The sequence below is a fragment of the Litorilituus lipolyticus genome, assembly GCF_006439335.1.
GTDB lineage: Bacteria > Pseudomonadota > Gammaproteobacteria > Enterobacterales > Alteromonadaceae > Colwellia > Colwellia lipolytica.
The window spans coordinates 16,766-40,914 of sequence record NZ_SAWY01000009.1 but is presented as its reverse complement, the minus strand read 5'-3'; the positions used below and the strand labels follow the sequence as shown (position 1 = coordinate 40,914).

The following is a 24,149-nucleotide window of genomic DNA, read 5'->3' as shown; positions in this document are numbered from 1 at the left end:
TTCACTAATTAATAATCTCTAAATATATTTTTTTAATTTCTTTAACAACAAAAGAAAGTTGATATTTCTTAGTGCTTAACTTTGCATTATCAGAAAGTTGGTTATATTTATATCGTGAAGTTTCAGAGATTAATTTAAAAATATTACCCGAGATCTTTTCATTTTGTTGAATAATATATCCATTATGATTTTCTATAACTTGACTCAATGAACCATCAGTTTTAGTAGCAATAACAGGTAAACCGCATGCCATAGCCTCAGTTATGACCAAACCAAAAGACTCATTGTAACTTAAATTTATCAGCCACTTAGATTTTTGATATAAATTTACTAGCTCTTCAGCACAACTAAACTTAAAGTATTCTACATTATGATTTTTTGATAAACCCTCAAGTTCTCGCTGAAACTCCCCTGTCCCAACCACAGCTAACGAAACAGAATCAGGAAGTTGCCCTAAAAGTTCTATTAATCTCAATGCACCTTTATTTTTATTTAATGTACCAACAAATATTAAATCATATTCTTTAACTTTTTTAGCTTCAGCTTTAAATACAGGTAAGATACCAGCACACAAAACCGAGTAGGAGATATTTTGATTATAAAAGCTTTGTTTTAATCTTTCAGTCACAAAAATTGAGTGGTGCACAAATGAAAAGCTTATTCTATACCACCAGGGTGCATGTCTATATGCATAGACATCATTGCCATGAAAGGTAGTAATGATTTTTACTCTTGGATTTCGAAATATTTTATATGCAATTGCAAGTAAAATTGTAGGGAAGAAGAAATGTACATGCAGTATTGAGAATTTCTTTCTTGAAAAAATATATTTTGTAAAAAAGGCACTAACAAAAGTTAAATAACGTTTTGTACTCGAGTTGGCATTTGCCACTTCCGATGGCATCTCAAAGTATGAGAATAAAATTTCATCCTGAGTAATCGATTTTAATGCAGCTAATTGACGCCTGACAAATTCCCCTGAGGCTGGGGCTTTATCTGATCGCCCCATGTTGGTTATAAGTAGAATATCCAAAGTAATAAAAAACCAAATTAGCACGCAAGCATATAGACTATGTGACGCATTGCTTAAAAAATTGAGGTGACATTCTACAGTAATGAAATAAAACTAGAAAGAAATGAATTAAATTATGTTATCAAGTCTCTTCAAGAATACTAATACTTTTAAAGATATAAGTTCATTTAAATTTACTTATAAAACTGTATACAAATCATCCCATGAAGCTCATCTAATTTTTTGACTAAACAACATACTCAAAACAACAAAAACATTTTTAAAGGTTTGATAAGTTCGTGATATATTAAACAGCTAAAAACTATCTTTTAGAATACGAGGAAATAATGATAAAAACATGCTGCTTTCAATAAACATAAAAAACAGCATTTTGCTTATTCTTGGTAAAATTGTACTTTTAGCTATAGCTTTTTTAACCACTATACTAATGGCGCGAGTAGCCGGTCCAGAGTTTTTCGGGCAATATAGTTACATAACCTCATTTAGCGCTTTATTCATACCCTTTTGTGCAATGGGGTTAGCAAGTATTACTACCAAATATTTTGTAAAATACCCAAAGCATAGCCATCACTTTTTTTTAACCGCTTTAATTATTAGAAGTACTGGAGCACTAGGTTGTATCATTATTGGCTCAATAAGCGTTTATTTATTGGGTTTTAGTAAAGAACAAATCATCTATGTAGTAAGTCTATTGGCTTTACAAAGTTTTACTCTATTTTATGTAATCGAGCACTATTTTTTAGCTAAAAACAAAGTAACTCAAACATTACTAGTTAAACTAGTCGTTTGCTTAATAGCTGGTGTAGCTAAAATCACAGCCATTTTTCTTGGAGCTGGGGTATTCACATTAATAGTTATTCATGGTTTAGAATTTGCGTTCATTGGTTCTGGTTTTTTAGTGCTGTATTATAAAAAAAAATCCCCAATGAACATACAACTTAAAAAATCATTATCTAGGAAAAGTACATTAATCCTTTTCGATAAAGGCAAGTGGTTATTGTTTTCTGGTATAGCAGCAGTTTTATATCTCAAAATAGATCAATTGATGATTGCAAAATTTCAAGGTACTGAGCAGGTAGCATATTATGCTGCTGCGGCTAAACTTTCAGAATTTTGGTACGTATTCCCTGTTCTTATTGCCAATGCATTTAATCCTAAACTGATAAAAACAAAACAACAATCACAGGAACGATTTAATGAGTTATTAACGGTAATGCTAAGCTTCATGTTCATATCTGCCCTTATAATAAGTATATTAACGTTCTATTTCTCTAAACCATTGATTAATATAATCTATGGAAGTAATTATCATAGTAGTGCTTCAATTTTGAGTATACATATTTTTGCGACAATATTTATTTTTCAAAGAGCAATTTTGAGCAAGTGGTTAATCATAGAAGGAAATTATAAATTTAGCTTAATAAGCCATATTGCTGGTGCAATTAGCAACATCCTTCTTAACTTATGGTTAATTCCTATTTACGGTGGAGTTGGAGCAGCTTGGGCCACATTAATTTCTTATATAATCGCAAGTTTTATCAGCCTAACGCTAACAAAACCGACTCGAGCATTTATGATATTCATGATACGTGCTATGTTTATGTGGCCAAAGCACTTACTAAATGGGCACAGAGTAGCTCAAAGATAACGACCATATTTCCATGACAATGCTAAAAACACACTTTAATTTCAGTTAAAAATATAGATGAAGAAAATAATTAATTACTTACCTGCGAAACTAAAAATAAAACTGTTTAAATTAAAGCTGTATTTAAAAGCACCTTTCTTGTTATCACTAACTGATAAAAGCTTCAAGTCAGTAACTTCACCTGTAGTTATTTTATCATTGCCCCGTTGTGGTTCCAGTTGGGTTGGCTCAATTATAGGAAGTGGAGAACAAGTTCGTTACCTAAGAGAACCTATCACAACAAGCTACATACAAAATAAAGCATCTCGCATTTCTGTATTTGATCATTCAAGTTGTGATAACTGGTCTGAATATCAAACATATATTGATAGAACCTTTGCTGGCACTCCAAACTTTACAAACTCAACTATTGCATTTCCTAAACAATGGAAGAATAGTGCAATCCCAAAGACGCTTGTGATAAAAGAAGTTAATCCTCTTATTATTGACTCCTACCTTTCTAAATCAATAAACTTAATATATTTATTGAGACACCCTTTTTCTGTAGCAAAAAGCTATCAAGCATTGGACTGGCAACCTAAAGATATTTTCTCAAAAAAATTTAGTAAAGAATCTTTGGCAATCATAAATAGCTTTAGCCCTAACATCACATCACATAGTTTCCATTATCAAATGGGTTATCTTCAAGGATGGGTTGAAGCCCTAGTTAAATATAAAGTTTGGTGTATTAAAGAAAAAAACGCTGAAAATAATTCAGCCGTTATAGTGTTATATGAGGAAATATGTAAAGAGGCAGAAATAAAGTTCAAAAACTTATTTTCTACTTTAAATATTCCTTTTTCCAAAGAAATAGTTCAAAGGATAAATAATTCAATATCAGGTAATAAATCCATCTCTGTGGGAGACTTCTCTTTAGTAAGACAAGTAGAATCTTTAAGCAAAATCACAATAAATACTAATGAATATGAAGACTATGCAGAATTAATGGCAGCTTATACTAAGGCAGGTACAAACTTTTGCTCTCACATTGGTATAGATAAAAGTAAGGTAGCACTTTCTTATCAAATTTACTCTCCTTTGGTAGAGTTCAACTAGCTTATTAAGCACTGTATATCTTACTTAATAAAATATAAGCCTAACTTTACTTTTTAATGTTTTGCAATACTTTAAGTTCGGCTTCTAGTATAGCAAGTTTTTGAATAATACGATCTTGTGTAATGTTTGACTTATTTTGCTGAATATCCATCAACATTATTTTTATCAATGCCGCCCCTAAACCAACAATAACAGGAATTATAGGAGGGTAAGCTATCCCTACGGTATAACCAACCCAATCAATAATAACGGGGAATGTACCTAAAACAAGTATAGCTGTCGCGACCAACACCCAACGTAAAGCTTGCTTTGGAGCTAAATGATCTCGACGAACTAACCAGTAAATAACAACAGCTAAAACTAAACCAATGATAGAGGATACAATTTGAGGGTTATTCAATGTCTTTTAACCTTGTAATTCTTTTTATATATTTACTTTTATTGGTAGGGAATGCTTTAGCTAAGGAAAGCAAGCCACTATAGGCTAAATAATAAGCTACTGCGAACCATGAATGAAAAATACGTGAAATACCAGTTTCTCGTTTATTCATTGGCACCGATGTTTCAACAATTTTTAACTCCATATTGCGCATCATCAATAACACACCTATGCACTGATATTCAAACATTGTAGCTTGTGGTGAAATTAAACAAGGTAAAGCTTTTGCACTATATAATCGAAAGCCTGAGGTTATATCACTTACATTTAAACGGTTAATGTATTTAAAAAAACTCCACGCTAGATGTCGACTAGCACTTCCTCGTTCAGTGCAGTTTCCTATAACAACATCCGCACCTTTTTTATGTTCATTAATCAATATGCTAATATTCTCAGCATTATGCTGACCATCAGCATCCATAGTAACAACGACATCAAACCCTAACTGCTCAGCATATCTAAGGCCAGCTTGAGTTGACTTCCAAGCGCCTATATTTTGGATGTTTCGTAACACCGTAGCCCCAGCTTCCTCAGCTACAATAGCTGTGCTATCCACACTTGCATCATCAATTACAATAATTCCATAGCCTAGCATTAAAACAGAGCGGACAATAACTGCAATTGTCTTCTCTTCATTCATTGCTGGTATTACTATACAAATATGATTGTTTTTCAAACTGATTTAGCCAAATTTAATTATCGGTGATAATTATACTGATTTTTAATTATTCTGCGAGAAATAAGTTTTTGAACTGTATATTGGAATTTACTTTACTTTACTACTAGTTATTTTATAACCTAATTTATTTGAAGGTTTTTCTATACCGTGATAAGTAATAACTGATAAAAGTATAGTTCCAAGTAATACTCCAATCATATACCCCCCTAAATGTTCCCCTTTTAGCACTCCTCCAAATGAAGAGTTTATGGTGATAGTGACCCCTTTAATGATTATCGGGTGAAATAGGTACAATGAATAACTAATTGCCCCCAAATAGACAATTATTGAAGGCACTTTATCAATAACAGATAAGCCTAATAAAAAAATCGTAAGAGCTAAAAGGTGGGATAATCCAAACTGGATACTTCGATCATTAACACTCAATCCAATAACCTCTAGAACCAATATTAATGCAGGCAAGGAAAAACATACCAAAGTAGCTAGCACAGTATAGCGATTACATTGTATTTTTTGTAATTTATGATCGTAAAAAGCTCTATAAATAGCACCTAAAAACATTATACTTAACATATAAGGAATTAACTGAAACTCTTTACTCACTGATATTTCTTCGTGAAGTACAGTTGTAGCTAATTGCAAAAACATAAATATGATAGTACCTGTTAAAACGAGAGCAGTAAGTACTTTTATATTTTTTAATAAGCTAAACTTAAATAAGAGTGCTGCAAAACAATAAAATATAAGTTCAATTTGAAGTGTCCAATATAATCCTAAAATATGCGACTCTCTAAAGAAACTTTGCAACATAGTAGAGTTGGCCAATATAGTGAAATGACTATAAGAGTTATTTGCGAGAGTCCCTAATGCAACTGCTAACAGAATTGATGACCAATAAATAGGATATAACCTAAAGAATCGTCGTAGAGCAAATGTCCACACAGTCACAGTATTAGTACTATAGAAGCTAGTAGGGATAACAAAGCCACTAATCAAAAAGAAACACACAACTCCGATACGACCGAAATCAATCTGCCAAGCTATGTCAGCTAAATAAAAACCACTTCCAGCAAGATTATTAAAAGATTCAGATGAGTGTTGCCATACAACTAATAATGCTGCGAGACCTCTCAAAGCATCAAGTGAGTCAAACCTATTTACTTTCATTTATTTCACTATACTCCTAATCTAAAAAATTCTATCGGAGTGTAGTTCTCTATATAAACTGCTAACTCGATGACTCACTTGCTCGATGGAAAATTGCTTACTAAAACGCTGAAAACCAGCTATAGCATAATCATCAAGCAAATGCATATTATTCAAAATATCCGTAAGTTTTGCCACTAAATCATCTACATCACCATGCTTAACAACAAAGCCCGTTTCATCTTGTTTTACAACCCAACTCATTCCAGAACCGGGTACATCAGATACTAAACAGGCTTTACTTTCACGCATAGCTTCTAATAATACTACTCCAAATGCTTCAGTTCGTTCAATTGAGGGTAAACAAAGCAAATCACACTGTTGCATTTCACTAACCAAATCTTCATCTGACAACTTACCGAGCAAATGGACGTCTTGAATAAGGCCAAATTTCTCAATATCCGACTCAATTTCGTTTAACAATTCACCAGTACCTACAATATTCAGTTTTAACGTTTTACCTTGACTCTTTAATCTTGCTATTGCTTCAATAATTAAACTATGACCCTTGTAATATGTTAAACGCCCAACCATAAGTAACTTGAGAACATCATCTTTTTCACATCCTATGTTTGACGTTTCATCGACACTAACTTTCGCACCGTATTGACTTAAGCCTAAAGGAATTATTTGGGTTTTTTTCTTATATTTTTGCAAAGGCAAGCTAGAGGATAAATACACAGGAGAAGTAGCAATAATTTTTTGAGTTTGCTTTAATAACCTTGATTCAAAAAATCGATAAAAAGGATACAGTAACTTAATTTTCATATCTGGTACACTTCCTATTACATCAGCATGCCAATGAATAACCCAAGGGATTTTCATCGCGCTAGCTAACAATAAACACCAAAACGCTGATAAATTAGGCATATGAAGGTGTAATATTTCAGGCTGTTGCTCTTTAATGATTTTATTAAGATATAAACCAAAAGACGGAGATATCGGTGCATAGGCCAGTTGCCCAAAACAAGGAACTCGAAAGATTTTTACGCCCTTATCCACCTCTTCTACATAAGATTTCCCTTTTTGGTGATGATGTACAATAGCCGAAACATTATACCCATCAGCAACCTGTTGCATCATCAAGTCAGCCATAAAATTTTCAATTCCCCCCATAAAAGGAGGGTGATATTTACCAATATGGAGTACTTTATATGTTTTACTTTTATTCATTTAACTTGCATCAACTTCTTTTGCAGTGGTTACAAGGTCACAATCCTTACAATTTAATAATGCTTGCATTTTCTCAATAAAAATTTGAGCAGAAAAGGCTTTAGCGCGCTCAATACAATTTTCTCTTAAATATATAGCGTATTCTTCAGTCAATTGTTCAACCGCAAAAACAACATCACAAATTTTAGGTGATTCAGGGCATAATATACCAGTTTTATTTTGTAGTACGGTTTCTTTCACTCCCCCTTCATTAACTCCTATTACAGGTTTACCCGCAGCCATAGATTCAACAGGAGATATTCCAAAATCTTCATCTATAGGTAGGTAGATAGTCGCGATACAATTGTTGACCAAATCAATCAAAACCTGTTCATCACACCACCCTGTAAAAGTGATGTTATTAAAGCCTGTAGCCAATTGTTTTAATTCTTCTAACTCGGAGCCTCCAGAGGCTACTATCAATTTTTTGTCTGGCATTATCATAAATGCTTTAACTATTAATTTAATTCGCTTAAAAGGTTCTACTCTAGCAGTTGATAGGTAATAGTCTCCCTGAGACTTCCATTGATATTTGTCAATATGACAAGGAGGATAAATTACAATTGAATCTTGATTTAAATGATTTTTCAACCTTCTCTTCACATTTACAGAATTAGCTATCACCAAGTCCATTTTTCTAACAGAATGCTCATATTTAGGTTTGAGGAATCTAATTAATAACTGTAAAAATGGTCGTTGCCAAAATGGCAATCTGTTTAAGTAGAAATATTTAAGGTCATAAACAAACCTAGGGGGTGTGTGGCAGTATAATATATTGCAGCCAAATGTACTATTATTAACAGCCAAGGGTGCATAAGAACCACTAAAGATTACTTTCTCATAATTGCAAAAATCAAATTTAGTCGATTCAAACGCTCTAGATATAAAAAGTGCTTGCAGAACTGGGTGAGAATATTTTTTTCTAAGGGAGTGTAGTTTATTCGCAGATAGTGACAAATGAGAGAAGTTTCTTTGTTCAATAAAACTTACCAACAGTTCCATATTTTCAGTTTTCGAACATAAATCAATAGAAAGCGCTTCGGCTCCCCCTTTAACCAACAAAAAATCATAAACAAGTAAAGATTTGGCTAAATTCAAATTACCCCCCTTTCTAGACATTATTTGTAGAAAAATTAGCTTTTATCACACTATAAAAGATATCTTCGCTAAATTGGTTGGCATGCTCGATCCTAAAATCAATATCTGATTGAGTTATTGTTTTTAGTGCCACGGTTTCTATCGCATTTTTCAACATATCAATAGTCACAGGTAGAGGCAAAATTTCTCCACAACGAGGATCATTTAAAGTATCTATTAACCCTGCCTCACGCACACCAATGACGGCTTTACCTGCAGCCATAGCTTCAACAGCGGCGATACCGAAGGCTTCATTCTCAGGAATAAAGACTAAAGCAGTACAATTATTATAAAAAGAGACGACATCTTCAGCATGTTTCCAACCAATAAACTCTATATTTTTACAATGACTATATTTTATTCTCATTTCATGTTCAGCGCTGCCACCACCAACCAGCTTTAATTGATATTGAGGCAATTGCTCAAAAGCTGACAAAACTATATCTATTCTCTTACTATGCTCAATCCTTGCTGTAGATAAGAAATACCCTTTTGTCGGCATGCACTTTAATCCTTTTGTAACAACTGGCGGATATAATACTTCACAATCAATACCTATTTCAGCAAATAAAGCCTGAGTACATTTAGAGTTACAAAACACACTACCTGAATGCTTTATTGCCCTTTTCAGTAGTAGCGAATATAAAACAATAAAGATTCTATTAACAAAACCTCTAAAAAAGCCGTATTTTCGCATTACTTTCTTCAATGGCCAATTTATAAAGCTCGGAAACATATGAAAATAAACAATAGTTCTTTCTAGAGATTTCCTTTTAAATAATGCTAAAGGAGCGAATAACCCTGAAACGATAAAGTTATCAGAATCTTTAGGTGGCTCATAACCAAATAAAAAATACCACAACAATCTAGCAGAGCTAGGTACTTCAAAGTTTTTTTTTATATTTAAATTAAGTAGTTCTTTGTTTGCAATCTCTACTGAAAATAAAGTTTCATCACTATATGCTGTTTGTATTTCACTGTTTGAAAGGTGACGAGCTAATTGCAAAGAAACATTTTCTGCTCCCCCTTTAGCGATAAAATGGTCATATAAAATAATAGTTTTCATCGAGCTCCCTTTGTCTGCCATGTTAATAAAGCTAACATCAAAGTGATACTAATCTCAGCAACAAAACGCGCCGAAATAACACCGTACACCTCAGCTTGCGGAATGAATATCACACTAATAAGTAAATACATAAACAAAGCAAAAAAACATACCAATACGTAGCTTTTCTCTTTATTGAGTAATATTAAATAGCTGGATAAGATATAATTAACGGAGACAGGAAATAATACTAATAATAACAACGTCACTTTATCTGTTGCACTAACATACTGCGGAAAAAATAATTCAAGCAAATTAGTGCCTATTATTTTCCAAAGTATGATGCCTAAAGATACCACCCCTAACATTAAACCAATGTATTTTACTAACAGTGTTAACTGGAACTTTTGATTGTGGCCATTTAAACTTCCCGCTAACTGATTGAAAAAGAAGTAACTTATAGGTGCTAACATTAATATTCCCGCCTCCAGGAGCTGGATAGAAAAAAAATAATCCGCCGTTTGTTTAACAGGTATTTCAAAATATTTCAGTAGAGGCATATCAACTCGAGTGTAAGCAACTATAGCCAACTCTATCCAAAAAAACTTAAGCATTGTAGATGACGGTAATATCCAATTCTCTTGTGTAGAAGAGCGAATAAAATGAAATGTTTGCGAAAAATTTAGTAGAATAATGATTGATAAAGTAATTAATGTTGCAGCTAGTGCTGACGAATAGACATGCCAAAAGTTAATTTCACCAACAAAGTATACTGAAGTTATAATAAACGCTAACCATAACATTCTTTGTAGTGGTAAAGACAGTGCGTCACTATAGTAGTTTTTCCAACCTCTATTAAAGCTATTAACCGCTAACAAAGAAGCAGTAAATATAAAGCTAAGAGCAACAATTGCAATCTGAGAGTTAAAAAAGGAAATTACTATCGCAAGTAAAACCCAAGAGAATTGCCACTTTGCAAACCAAGCTATTGACGACAATAGCTTTTCAAGGTTCATTGTACTCGCCAATTTAAAAAACGTTTCTTTAGCGCCTAAATTAAAAAGAATAAGTAGTAAAGAGAATATCGAGGTAACTAAACCATAAGTTGCATAGGATGATTTAGATAAATAGTTAGTTAATATGACTAATATTGCATAACTAACTACTATATTGACAATAGTTGCCAACGTATAAAATATAATTGGTTTAGAATTTTTATTTAATTGCACTAAGTCATCTTATATTAATGAATTTAAACACCATATTATCAATATTTAACCTAGTGATTGTTCTTTGTCACTATCACTTACTAACGTTAATGGCATGTTAGCTTCTAAGGTTTTCTTTTCTTTCAGCCACAAACTATCAGAGATTTCTGAAGAAGGGTTAAATCCTAACGGAGCTTCTATTAATAATTGACGCACTAATGCAATATCTCCACCATCCATAGCAGCTTTAAGTTTGGCTAAGAAATCTTGTAAGTGATCCCAGGTCATTGAACTCTCTCTCGCTTTCATTATTCGTTTATGTTTAGTTCCTTCTACATTTTCACCTATTAATAATTCTTCATAAAGCTTTTCACCTGGTCTTAATCCGGTATACACAATTTCAATATCGCCATCATAGTTATCTTTGCTTTTAACTGTTAACCCCGACAAATGAATCATTTTTTCAGCAAGGCTGTTAATCTTAACAGGTTTTCCCATATCAAGAACATAAACCTCTCCCCCTAAACCCATTGCTCCTGCTTGAATAACTAATTGAGCAGCTTCAGGGATAGTCATGAAATAACGATTGATATCCGGATGGGTAATAGTTACGGGCCCCCCTTCAGTTATTTGTTTTTTAAATAAGGGAACTACGGAGCCAGAAGAACCTAAAACATTACCAAATCTAACCATACTAAAATTAGTTTCTGAATCTTGGTCGGCTAATGCCTGTAAACATAACTCAGCTATTCGTTTAGATGCTCCCATTACATTTGTTGGTCGGACGGCTTTATCCGTAGAAATAAGCACAAAATTTTCAACTCCACATTCTTTAGCCGCTTGTGCAGACGTTAATGTGCCCCATACATTATTTCTAATTCCACTAACAACATTGTGCTCAACAATAGGAACATGTTTATAGGCAGCTGCATGATAAACAGTATTAACATTAAAGTTTGTCATTACATTTTGAATTAGAGCTTTATCTAGAGCATTGGCTAAAACAGGCAAAACTTTAATTGAACTATTATCAGCTAATAACGATTCATTTAACTCTTTTTCTATACTATATAGTGCATATTCAGAAGCCTCAAACAGCACTAAACTACTCGGATTATTTTTAATAATCTGACGACAAATTTCGGAGCCAATAGAGCCACCTGCCCCTGTAACTAATACATTCTTATTTTCAATACAACGCCTGAACAATCTATCAATAGGTTTTACTGAATCCCTACCTAATAAATCAACAATATCAACTTTTCGTAACGTATCTATTTGTAATTTACCGCTAACTAAATCTGCAGAACCAGGTATAGTCAACACTTCTATTGAGTAACTTTCTAGCTGATTTAACAACCTTTTACGGTGCTTACTTGACATGCTTGGCATTGCCAACAATATTTTTTTCACATCATATTTTTCGACCAATATTTTAATTGCTCTAGAAGTAAAAACTGATAAACCTGCAACTGTAATTTTTTGTAGCTCTTTATTATCATCTATAAATGCAACAGGACTAAATTCAGCGCCGTGCTGCAAAGATAGCGCTAATTGACGACCAGAAGATCCTGCCCCATATATAATAACAGGTAATTTACCTTTCCCATTTTGAGTATTAATTAAACCACGAATGACTAGTCGAGAACCACCAACGAATATTAACAATAGTGAAATGTAGATAAAAGGAATTGAACGCGGCATTTTTGCATTTAAAAAGTATGAAGATACTACAAAAATGACACCTGAAAATAAGCAAGCAACAAAAATAGTTGATAGTGCTTTAGTGTCAATAAAACGAATAACGGCACGATACAAACCAATACGTGAAGCTATAAACAAGGTACTGAGCATTGTTATTAAAATGGCGTAGTATAACTCCGTAGACACCCATATTTGTATATCATCAACTCTAATTATAAATGCACTATAGATAGCTGTTGCTATAAAGAATAGATCAAACAAAGCTGTAACAGTACGCTTATATATTCTCGGAATCTCAAAAAATTTAAAAATAAAAGTTTTCAACATTATCAGAAGCTCAAAAGTAAATAACCAATAAGAAGTTTTGTTTGAAGTTTTATAAATCAGACGTGCTTATTTTAACATATATACCTAAACCACCTCAATATTTGAGTTGCAGTTCAACCATGCACGTATTTAGAGATCCATTGATTTAAGGTAAAAATCCATTTTATAATTCTATAGAAATGTATTAAAAGACCATTTATTCAAAGAGCAATATAAAATGGGAAGTAATTTAACACTTCCCATTTTAAGTTCAACATGAGCTTATTGTTTGACAATCTTAACTTTATTTATAGTGATAATTAAGAAGAGTAACAGTAATAAAATTGACATTGAACCACTACTTTTCTTTTGCACAGGTATAACAACTGGTTTCTCATTGATTGTTACCTTAGCTATTACCTCATTATTTGTAAGGTCGTCATCAAAGCTTGCTGTTGAAACAAAAGCGGTATGTTCTGACTCACCAGCTGATAAAGCACTTACAGTTATAACAAGAGAGTATGTATCGCCAATATTAAGTGTAGGAATTTTACACTGAATACTGTTTTCAATTAACTCACAATCTAAAGTTGTATCAGAAATTGAAATAACTTCGCCCTTGCTTAAACCATATTTTAATAGCACCGTGTCAGCATTTGCTAAGCCATTGTTATTTATTCTTAACGTCACTTGATAGTTATCATTAACCATGACTGAGCTACCTGCTGAAATTGTAACACCTATATCAACGGTTTGAGCCCCAAAATTACCATTGCCATGATTAAAACGAATTTCATCATTAATTTCTCTGCTCTGACTGGTTAGTACAATATCTAAATCCCCATCTCCATCCATGTCCGCTAAACTAAATCCGTCGACTAAATTAGTTACTAGAACATTTTCCTTCCTAATAAACTTACTATTATCATTTAAAGTATAAAAAGTAATTGAACCATGCTCATCTAGTAACAAAATATCTAAAATTCCATCAAGCTCAATGTCAGCTATAGCAATATCCATCACCTTAAGAGCTGAAATAGGAAGTAAATCATAAAATTCAGTCCCCCCTATAACGACAGTCACACCAATATTATTAGCAAATAATACATCGTCAATTCCATCACCATTTATATCAGCTACTTCAATCGTAGTAGTGTTATTAGTGTTTTCGACCAATTCGCTGGTAAATATCCCTGTACCATCATTTAACATTATATCTAATGGACCGTGATCAACAACAAAAACTAAGTCTACATATCCATCACCATTAAAGTCTCCTGCTTTAACAGCTAATGTATTCTTACTTTCCACATGATCATTTTCTGAAATATTCTGGTCTTGTTGGAAGTTTTGTAAAACTACTTGATGTTCACCACTTTGTGCAAACGGTTGTATATATACTCTATGCTCATAACTACCTAATTCACTAAAAGCAATATCTGATAAACCATCATTATTAAAATCACCTGAGGTAACATCTGTCGAGTCTATTGTACCCAAAGAAATAATACTTCCGAACATCCCATTACCATCATTTAGATGATAGCCACTAGCAGACTCCTTTGAATTTGCAATAACTATATCTAAAAAGCCATCATTATCTAAATCAACTAGATCGATAGCGTTAGCAACAGTTCCTTCAGAAAAAACTTGGACTACATTAAAGTTACCTGCTCCTATATTAAGAAGAACGGTATTACCTTGCTCCGAGTTAGAACTTACCAACACCAAATCAATTTGACCATCATTATTTAAATCACCTAAAGCATGATCTGATGTATTTAAATTATCAACAAGTTGCAGACCTTCTTCATTGTTAATCATATTTGCAACAACAACCGTATGATCTTTGGATTGAACTGTATCTGAGGTCAACTGAGTAACACTCATTTTACTTGTTATTTCACCCGTTCCAAATTCTGATACCGAAAGTGATAATGTTAACGAGAACGTATCAGCCATTGCCAATTGTTCTGGTAGAGTACATGTTAAGGTATTTCTACTTTCAAAAGATTCAAGTTCACATGACTCAGGAATAATATTTACATTACTAGCCCCGTTTATTTCTATAGTTAATACATCTAATAAGGCTACTTCAACCCCCAAATTATCTACAGTGTAAGTTAGATCAAATTCACTACCAACTAGAACGGGAGCTACACTCGATGTTTGTATTAATAATAAGTTTGATTCAACGGTATTATTGACATTAACCGTAAGTTCGTAGGTTTCTCCAACTTCTGATACGCCATCATCAATTGTTATTTTGATCATATATTCAGAATCTACGTCTTCAATTTGAGGTGTACCACTTATCGTATCTATACCATCAAAAGACATCCAAGGAGCTAAACCTGAAGCATTAAATTCAATAAAATCATTATCAACATCAACTGCTCTCATCTGATATGAAAAAAGTATCAACGGTAGTGCTGTTACATTTTTTTCACTCACTAACACTGGTACATCGTTCACATTTGAAACATCAACGCTCACATTTGCCTCATTTGATATCATCTTCGCTGTATCAAGCACTGTATAACTAAAGCTATCTGTGCCATAGAAATCCTTAAAAGGCTTATAAATAACTTTTCCGTCATCGATTGTAGCTTCCCCGTTAGTTGGCAAAGATACTAAAGCAAGAGTTTGTGGGTCAATATTATTTTCACTGTCAAAATCATTTGCTAAAACATCAATTATCACAAATTTATCTTCGACTACTTCTACTCGATCGTTTGAACTTACAGGAGCACTATTTCCGACGGTAAAGTTAAAAGTAGTTTGATCAGTAATACCCGCGAAAGAGTTTCCAGCATTGTCAATAAATGCACCTGGAGTAACTTTAACAAAGTAATCCACACCTTCCTCAAGTTCTACAGCTTCAACTAAAATAACTGAATTATTTTTAACATCAACTGCGCTGCTTAATGCAAGTACAGAAGAAACTACTTCAGTTCCTTCCTTAAATATTTCAATTAACTTATCACCACCTGCTACAGCAGTAATATTCTCATTAAAAATGAAGCCAATTTGCACACTGCTTGAAACAGAGTCGTTATTCTGAGGTAACGTACTTGTTAGGATAGGGGCGCTTGTATCATAAGTAACGGATAAAATATTCGAACTAGTATTCAAATTCCCCACGCTATCTTGAGTAACATTAGCACCTACAGATAAATTGACTTCGCCATCACCATTAGGCGTCACTAGAATAGTATAAACTTGAGCACTATTCTCACTAAATTGAGATAGACTCGCATTACTAACAGTGACGTCGCTAATAGTAAAACCAATGACATTCTCACTAAAATTTACAGTAGCGATAAATGCAGTATTATATGCTTCCTTTGATGAAGTTACAGAGACTGTAGGACGCTCAGATTCATAGCTAACAGATAAAGTATTCGATTTAAAATTAAAATTACCAACACTGTCTTGAGCTGAATTAGCACTAACAGTTAAAGTTACATCACCTGATTTAATAGGCGTGACCCGAACAGTATAGAACTGCGCATTTGTTGCATTAAATTGAGATAAACTCGCGTTACTCACAACTATATCACTAACATCGAAACCACTTACATTTTCACTGAACTCAATAACGGCTGTAAATGTTGAAATATAGGTATCTTTTGATGAAGTAACTGAAACTGTTGGTCGCTCTATTTCATAGCTTACTGTCAAAATATTTGAGCTAGTATTAAAATTACCGGCGCTATCTTGAGCTGCATTTATTTCAACAGATAAAGTCACATCACCAGTATTTACTGGCGTGACCAAAACAGTATAAAGCTGAGCACTATCGCCACTGAATTGAGACAAGGTCGCATTATTTACAGCTAAATCATTAATATTAAATCCGCTAACATCTTCACTAAACTCAATTACAGCCGTAAATGCTGAGTTATAGGCATCACTTGATGACGAGATAGAAACTGTCGGTCGCTTAGTTTCATAGTTCACTGACAAAATATTCGAGCTAGTATTATTATTTCCAGCACTATCTTGAGCAATATTAGCAGCAACAGATAGAGTAATATCACCAGTACTAACAGGTGTAACAACAACAGTATACAATTGACTACTCGTCGAGCTAAACTGAGATAATGTCGCATTACTAACCGTTAAATCACTGATATCAAAACCAATAACACCTTCATTAAATGAGATGGTTGCAATAAAGATTGAATTTACACTGTTAGATGTAGATGTTAACGAGGCACTAGGAGCTGATATATCATAATCAACTAATAATAAGTTCGACGCTAAGTTTAAATTTCCAGCAACATCTTGGACTTTATCGGCTCCCACTGAGATAGATACTTGGCCACCTGCACTTGGAGTAACTAGCACTGTATATTCACTCATATTAACTGAATTAAAGCTACTCAATACGCCATTAGTGATACTAAGATCATCAATAGTAAAGCCTGTAACATTCTCATCAAAATTAATAGTTGCTGTGAAAGCTGAGTTATAAGCACCTGCTGAAGAGGATATGACTACATTAGGCTTACTACCATCGAAACTCAGGGCAAATTTTGCTGCTTCTGTATTACTATTTCCATGGTCATCTTGTGCAACACCTGCTGCAATATCTAGCATCACAACGCCATCACTTATTGGGTGAATAGTCGCAGAATAACTTCCTGCGCTTCCCGTAAAATTGGTAATTGTTGCATTAGTTAACGAGATATCATCACTAGTAAAACCGCTAATGCTGGTATCTATGCTACTTGTTATAGGATTAGTAAAATCAAAAAAAGCAGTAAACGAAGCGTTTGTGGGGTTTAGTGATGAACTCGTTATAGCTACTGAAGGTTTAGTATTATCTATACTGAATGATTCAGCACTGTTTGCTATGAGGTCTACAATCCCTTGACCATTTCTTGCTGTCTCCTCATCAATACCAATAGTCAGGGTTCCATTCCCAATTAAATTAGCAATTTGAATTACAGGGTTGGCAGTATCTCCATTAATAACCGAGATATCAGGATTTGATGTTTCATTATCAACAAAGCTTGCTGTGCTGGCTGTACCGGTAAAATATAAATTAATCTTATCAGCTGTAAGGAAGTGCTCAGTAGCATTCACGTAAGTCACGTTTGCAGTTACCGGACCAGTATTAATTTTAACATCAGCGGGCACCACTATTGTGGCTGACGGTAACGCTACCGTATCATAGGCTACAGAAACAATATTTGAAGCAACGTTTTGCTGCGTCCCTACACCTAATTCATCAACCTTATCTGCTAGTAACTGTACAGTGGTTGTCTCTCCATCTGTAGGAGAGCTCACTTCAAAAGTATAATGACTATCTGTAATTTTAATAACACTGTTTACGATACCTTTGCTAACAGTAAGATCTGATGCAACAAAATTCTCTATATTTTCTGAAAAAACAATCTCAAAAGGGATAGGTGAAACACTTGTAAGAGGAGCAACACTTGACGAAATCGTTGCAAGAATATCATCATCTTCTGCTACAACAAGTTTAGCTCGCATAGGTTCAGCGGTAACCCCTGCACTATTTTGAGTAAAAGTAATGTTGCTAGTTGATGAAGTATAAGTATCTACAGCAGCTCCTGCAGGTACCTGTAAACTAACAGTGATATCACAACTTGAATTAGCCTCAACACTACCACTTGTAAATATTAAAAAAGATGTGCCGCTACTAGACAAAGTTGAACCACTACCACACTGATCAGATACAGGTAGTATGGCTGGGGTTACTACTAAACCAGAAAGTACCCCAGATAAGCTCATGTTAAAACTTAATCCGGTAATATCATTCACTAAATCCGTATTTTGTAAGGTAAAAGTTAAATCAACTAAATCACCAGGCTGAATAATAGTGTCAGTATCCAATGCATCAGGAGCAAAAGCCATCGAAGTGACCAAGGTTGAAACTTGAAATGAAGTACTCGCTGAGACATTTACAACGGGCTTAGTTGCAACATTTGCTGTAACCGCACTTGAGTTTAAATTAATAGATGCAGAAGGTGCATTTGCAGGCACAGTTATTATTACATCAAAGCTACAAGTAGAATTAGCCGATAAACTTCCAGATGAAAACGTTAATAAACCAGTTCCTGATATTATTGATCCAGCGCCACAAATATCTCCTGTCGGTAAAGAAGTTGCCGTTAACCCTGAAAGGGCAACATCCAAATCAACCGTAAATCCAATAGCAGAAGCACCGTTAGTTAAGTCACTATTACTTAAGGAAAAAGTTAAGACACTGGTGTCTTGTGATGTTAACGATGTATCAGATAAAGACATTGTTAGCTGAGGAGCTGCAACAATGCTAATAGAATCATTACCCCCTGTGGTATTAATATTACTGCTATCAATAACGGATGACAGTTCTGATGTTGATAAACTATAAATACCCGGAGACAATGATTGCTGTAAGGTTATTCCTACAGTAAAGGTACAACTGGTACTACCCGCTAGATTAGCTCCTTTTACATCAAGCCTAAAGTCATCAGTATTATAATAAGTATTTGCGAAGGTAGAGCCTGCTCCACAGGAATTGGCTGCTGGCAATGTTGTAATAGCACCGATACTATAACTGATGAAGTCATTTATAGAAGCATTAAATTCAATATCCGTGGCTGCATTAATAGGATCAATATTCGTAATAGTAAAATCTACAAACGCTTCGTCCCCAGCTGCATAAACAGATTGTTGGAAACTCAGTGATAACTGTGGGCCATTGGTAATTGTTAGCGAACTTGAAATAGGATCTTCCGTAAGAGAGCTACCATTTAAGTCATAGGTGAAGCTACTTGTTGTATTTGTATAAGAACCGAAAGTAGCATTTGACGGAATAGAGACAGGTACATCAATAGTACAAGAAGTACCACCCGCTAGGATGCCCCCAGATAAGGAGATTGTGCTAGTACCAGACAGGGTCGAACCTGAACCGCACACATTAGAAATTGGTAAACCTGTAGCAACTAATCCACTGAGTGCAGCATCTAAATCATTTAAAAAGCTAATGTTTGTTGCTGCAAAATTTCGGTCATAATTCGTTAGGGTAATACTCAGTATCGCATTTGAGTTTGGTGTGACAGGGTTAGGGTTAAATGACATCACACCAAAAGCTCTATTTACGGTCAGTAATGTACTTGCAGTACCAACATTAACATACTCCTGAAGTAATGAGGAATTGATCACAAAATCCCCTAGTGCTCCATTACTTTTTACATCAACAGTGATTTGGCAACTTGTGTTCAAATGATATTTGGATTTTCCTAAATCAATTAAAGAAGAATTTGCAGATGCAGTGGCAGGAGTATGTACTGACCGAATTCCTGAACAATTACTATCTAAATTTGGAACATCAGCAACCTCGATGCCCCCTGGCAAATTAATTACACCACTTATGTCAGCGCCACGATGAGGTTCAGGCCACCCAGGATTGACTGCACGTAAATTTGTAATATCAATCGTTAATGTAGAAGCTCCACCTTGAACAATTTGGTTATTAGAAAGGCTAAGTGCGTAAGTTGCATATTCTACATTAACCGTTAAGTTTCCAGTTGCAGTACCACTATTACCTTGATCTGAAGTTAAATCATCAGTCAGGTTTGTATGTGTCCCCACTGTTGTGCTCGTTACATTAACAGACACCGTACAACTGGCATTAGAGGCAAGCGTACCTCCTGAGAAAGTTATAACATTATCATTTGCTGATGCTGAAAGTGAACCATTGGTACAAGTACTGCTGTTACTTTCAGGGTCAGCAATAGTGACCCCAACTGGTAAGGTATTTGTAAATGCTATATCTCTAATACCGAAACCATTAGAATTGGTAATGGTATAGCTCAAAACTGACTGATTACCCGAGCCAATTGTATCAGGTGTAAAAATTGCGGAAAAGCTTGGTGTGGCAGCATATGCTAATGTACTAAAGCTAAAGGTAGTAAAAACAGCAATACTTTTCATAACGTTTCTAGCGACGCTATTGAGTCTTTTAAACGTAAGATAGCTTAGCAGGTTCATCATAATTATTATTCTTTTAAAGTTTTATATAATTAGCATTATACGCAATTGTAATATTTTGTTAACCTACCTAGCTTAGAAATGTTTAGAATTTAAAATAGCCTTAGATACAAGGTTTATAACTTGAGATAACCAATGCTTTATTTAAAAAAACTATTTTTAGTTACTTTTGTTTTATTTATAGTTAATGGGTGTACAGCCATTCAAAAAAAAGAAGAACTCCCTTCCCCTCAAGTATTTAGAATTAGTAATGGTCTGGAGGTGGCTATGACTCCTCCTCCAAGTTTCAATATTACACAGGAGCATTATGGTTTTGTTCAACCAGAAAGCTTTTCAAGAATTCGTATAACGGAGAAAGAAGTTGCCTATAACAACTATATTACTCAATTAACCAAAGAGAACCTACTTAAAAACCAGTACCAGCTTATTAAAAATGAGCAGATAGATATTAGCGGTGCGCTATGTACACTACTCACTTTAAGGCAAAATATCTCAGGTATTTACTTCGAAAAAATGTGGCTTATATCTGGGGATAATTTATCTAGTATACAAATAGAAGCAAGTTATCCTGAAAGCTCGCCTAATCAATTAAAAAATGCCATAAAATCAAGTTTACTATCTCTTTCTGTTGCAACTAACCAGAACCTTCGCTTATATACTGGTTTACCATTCCAGTTTAACCAAACTCCTAACTTTAAGATTAAACAACGCTACGCCAATTCGATTGTTTTACTTCCAAGCGATAGTAATGACAGCAAGACGTCTGTTGTAGTTAGTCATGGTAAATTAAATCAAGAAATTGAAGATATTAAAGTGCTGTCAGATCACTTTTTAAAAAATGGTAAACATTATAAAGATGTAGAAGTGTTACAGTCTGAAATGATAAAGATTGATAATATCCCTGCCCTTGCTGCCACAGCCTACGTAAAATTAAATGATCAACCAACTTTTGTCTATCAGGCTTTATCTTATCAAAAAGGTAAATTCTTGCTGATTCAGGGACAAACAACTAAAAATCAAAAAGCAAAATTTAAACTTCAATTAAGTAAGCTATTGGAACACTTTTCTTTTAAATAACCTTTTAAAAAATAGCATGGGAAATTTATTTTCCATGCTATAACTACTTCATATTTCTATATCACTTTGTAGGCAAGTAAAAACTTAGCTTTTCAGGCAGTAAACATAATTTATCACTACAAGCTTGAAGCTTGAGCTCTACTTTTTCACCTAAGCTACTTTTACCATGAATATTAGCGCTTATTTGAAAATCACCATCAAATAAACTCAACTGAGTTTTACTAAAGCCGAGCTTCTTAATTTTTGCTTCAGGGTATCTCAATTGACTAATTGAGCCATTTACACTGCTTACTTTCGTTGGAATTAAATACTTCTCAAGTGGCATATTTGAATTTATATGCCAACCATCATCTAGCTGAATATATAAGGTAACTTTATTAGCAAGCTTAATGAGTTTTACCACACCTTTACCTTGAGCAAAGTATTGTTTGCTATCAAACACCCCAAATTCGTTCTTTAAAAAAAGTTCATGAATTGCAAAGTGACTACCTGAACTATTCATAACTGCTTGCTTCAGCTTTAACATTTGGGGTTTTAAAGTATCGCTATTATTCTCTCCATATGCTCTTAACTTTAAACCTAAAGACATCAACACTGCATGCCCTGAAATCATTTCGCCATCGTCAAGTAAATTACTTTCAACAAGCTCATTTCCTCGGTAATTTTTACCAAAAAGCTCACTTCCTTTTTGATAAAATTGCACTGCCAATTGGTACCACTTATCTAACTTTGTATCCTGATATAGCTGAAACATTGCATAACCTAAATAGGCATAGTCACTTAGAACAGCATCTCCAGAGGCTTTACCTAAATAATTAATCCTAGTGAGTTTACCAATCCCATACATATGCTCCTCAACCAATACTTCAGCTAACTTTTTAGCTTGGCTTAGCAAAGTTACATCGTCAAAAGCGCTATATGCATCGATAAGAGCAGAAACCATTAATGCATTCCAAGCGGTAATAAACTTCTTATCTATATGAGGTTTAGCTAGTTGAGACTTTTTCGTTAATAGCGCTTGTTTTGCGCGGTTATTATTAGTTAATTTCGAAGTAGAACAAGGGAAACTAAGCTCTGTGAGGTTAAAACTACACCAGACAAAACTCTCTTTATAAATTTCTTTAACTGAAGCCAATTCTTGATTTGTAAATAAGTAATAAAGCCCTTCCTTTCCTTGGTAATCAGCATCTATTGCGCTGTAAAATCGTCCATCACTTGATCTTAACCATTGATTAACAAAGCTGATAGTATCAAAAACGACTTGTTTATAACTTTCATCATTAAATAGTTGATAAGCTTTGCTAAAGGTAGATATTAATAAAGCTTGATTATACAGCATCTTTTCAAAATGAGGTTGCTGCCATAGAGTGTCTACAGAATAGCGATAAAACCCACCATGTAAATGATCTCGGATCCCTTGCGTTGTCAACTTATCTAGGAAATGTTTAATATGAGATTTAACTGTATCATTCGGGTTTAATTGATATTGATACATTAATAATTGCACTATTGTCGCACTCGGAAATTTTCTATCTCCTTTTAATCCTCCATGCACTGGATCTATATTATTAATTAACCCTTTAACTATCGATATTGACTTATCAATACTCCAACTAACTTCAGAAGAGGCATCTGTAGTTTTTAACTGACTGCTAAAGTTTTTCGCTACCTGACTTATGACTTGAGGTTTAACTTGCCAAACTTTAGCTAACCTCTTGATTGTTTTTGAAAATTTATCGGGCGATAAATAAGAGTCTATCCAAACAACATCACCATTTGGAGTTAACACTGCATTTATTGGCCAGCCAGCACTACCTGTTGCTAACTCTAATGCTTGGGTAAAGTATTGATCTACACTCGGAGTTAGCTCTCTATCAAGTTTGATAGAAATATAATCACTATTGAGGGCTTTTGCTATTTCGAGGCTTGTAAAGCTCTCTTTTTCCATAACATGACACCAATGGCAAGTAGAATAACCAATAGAAAGAAAGAGCAGCTTATTCTCTTTTTTGGCAGTAGCTAGTGCATCCTCATGCCATGAATACCAATTCACCGGATTTACAGCATGCCTTAGTAAATAAGGCGACGCACCAAAGACTAAACGATTTATATAGGTAACAGATGAAGAGGATTTGTCACTATATTGAGCCAAATGACTAATGTTTTGGGCCTGCTTCAAGAACTCTTGTTGCCAACGAGCAAACTCCGCTTCTCCTACTTCAACGCCAACAGGTGGTTTATAAACATTGTCCGCTGAATTTGCTGAAAATAACGGCGTACAATAGATGACAATAACGAGAATCAAAAAATGCATATTTTATCAATACCTAATAAAAACAATTGAGGCACC

At 34.1% G+C, this 24,149-nt stretch carries 14 protein-coding genes; 3 read left to right on the top strand and 11 right to left on the bottom strand.

What is annotated here, in order from left to right; all coding sequences use genetic code 11:
* Nucleotides 1-4 precede the first annotated feature (4 nt).
* Complete coding sequence (locus tag EPA86_RS05150) at nucleotides 5-1,009, bottom strand: glycosyltransferase family 4 protein (protein ID WP_140602352.1); 1,005 nt, start codon at nucleotides 1,007-1,009, stop codon at nucleotides 5-7.
* 361 nt (nucleotides 1,010-1,370) lie between these two features.
* Here EPA86_RS05150 and EPA86_RS05145 point away from each other — a divergent pair, with 361 nt between their 5' ends.
* Complete coding sequence (locus EPA86_RS05145) at nucleotides 1,371-2,681, top strand: flippase (RefSeq protein ID WP_140602351.1); 1,311 nt, start codon at nucleotides 1,371-1,373, stop codon at nucleotides 2,679-2,681.
* Between the two features lie 57 nt (nucleotides 2,682-2,738).
* The gene (locus tag EPA86_RS05140) at nucleotides 2,739-3,776 is read left to right on the top strand and encodes a sulfotransferase domain-containing protein (RefSeq protein ID WP_140602350.1); all 1,038 of its coding nucleotides are present in this window, start codon (nucleotides 2,739-2,741) and stop codon (nucleotides 3,774-3,776) included.
* Between the two features lie 46 nt (nucleotides 3,777-3,822).
* Here the strand turns inward: EPA86_RS05140 and EPA86_RS05135 are convergent, their stop codons facing one another.
* The 9 genes from EPA86_RS05135 to EPA86_RS05095 form a co-directional block, all read right to left on the bottom strand.
* On the bottom strand, nucleotides 3,823-4,176 hold the full coding sequence (locus EPA86_RS05135; RefSeq protein WP_140602349.1) for a DUF2304 domain-containing protein: 354 nt from the start codon (nucleotides 4,174-4,176) through the stop codon (nucleotides 3,823-3,825).
* Nucleotides 4,169-4,891 carry a glycosyltransferase family 2 protein gene (locus EPA86_RS05130; protein ID WP_281284858.1) on the bottom strand — a complete coding sequence of 241 codons (723 nt, stop codon included), beginning with the start codon at nucleotides 4,889-4,891 and terminating at the stop codon, nucleotides 4,169-4,171. Before EPA86_RS05130 ends, EPA86_RS05135 begins: the two co-directional genes overlap by 8 nt.
* A 90-nt stretch (nucleotides 4,892-4,981) precedes the next feature.
* Entirely contained in the window at nucleotides 4,982-6,061 is a 1,080-nt protein-coding gene (locus tag EPA86_RS05125; protein WP_140602348.1) for an acyltransferase family protein, read from the bottom strand.
* A gap of 21 nt (nucleotides 6,062-6,082) precedes the next feature.
* On the bottom strand, nucleotides 6,083-7,273 hold the full coding sequence (locus EPA86_RS05120) for a glycosyltransferase (protein WP_140602347.1): 1,191 nt from the start codon (nucleotides 7,271-7,273) through the stop codon (nucleotides 6,083-6,085).
* Complete coding sequence (locus EPA86_RS05115; protein WP_170309574.1) at nucleotides 7,274-8,410, bottom strand: glycosyltransferase; 1,137 nt, start codon at nucleotides 8,408-8,410, stop codon at nucleotides 7,274-7,276.
* A 13-nt stretch (nucleotides 8,411-8,423) separates the two neighbouring features.
* Complete coding sequence (locus EPA86_RS05110; protein ID WP_170309573.1) at nucleotides 8,424-9,515, bottom strand: glycosyltransferase family 4 protein; 1,092 nt, start codon at nucleotides 9,513-9,515, stop codon at nucleotides 8,424-8,426.
* Nucleotides 9,512-10,510: a polysaccharide biosynthesis protein gene (locus EPA86_RS05105; protein WP_140602344.1), complete on the bottom strand. Its 999-nt coding sequence runs from the start codon at nucleotides 10,508-10,510 to the stop codon at nucleotides 9,512-9,514. Before EPA86_RS05105 ends, EPA86_RS05110 begins: the two co-directional genes overlap by 4 nt.
* Nucleotides 10,511-10,768: 258 nt before the next feature.
* Nucleotides 10,769-12,544: a polysaccharide biosynthesis protein gene (locus tag EPA86_RS05100; protein ID WP_342777391.1), complete on the bottom strand. Its 1,776-nt coding sequence runs from the start codon at nucleotides 12,542-12,544 to the stop codon at nucleotides 10,769-10,771.
* Nucleotides 12,545-12,994: 450 nt separating this feature from the next.
* Nucleotides 12,995-20,665: an Ig-like domain-containing protein gene (locus EPA86_RS05095; RefSeq protein WP_170309572.1), complete on the bottom strand. Its 7,671-nt coding sequence runs from the start codon at nucleotides 20,663-20,665 to the stop codon at nucleotides 12,995-12,997.
* Nucleotides 20,666-20,857: 192 nt separating this feature from the next.
* Between EPA86_RS05095 and EPA86_RS05090 the strand changes: the two genes are divergently transcribed.
* A complete protein-coding gene (locus EPA86_RS05090) occupies nucleotides 20,858-21,799 on the top strand; it encodes a hypothetical protein (protein WP_140602341.1) in 942 nt (313 codons plus the stop codon).
* 61 nt (nucleotides 21,800-21,860) lie between these two features.
* Here EPA86_RS05090 and EPA86_RS05085 read toward each other — a convergent pair whose 3' ends face one another.
* Nucleotides 21,861-24,113, bottom strand: coding sequence for a DUF255 domain-containing protein (locus EPA86_RS05085; protein WP_140602340.1), 2,253 nt, complete (start codon nucleotides 24,111-24,113; stop codon nucleotides 21,861-21,863).
* Nucleotides 24,114-24,149 lie beyond the last annotated feature (36 nt).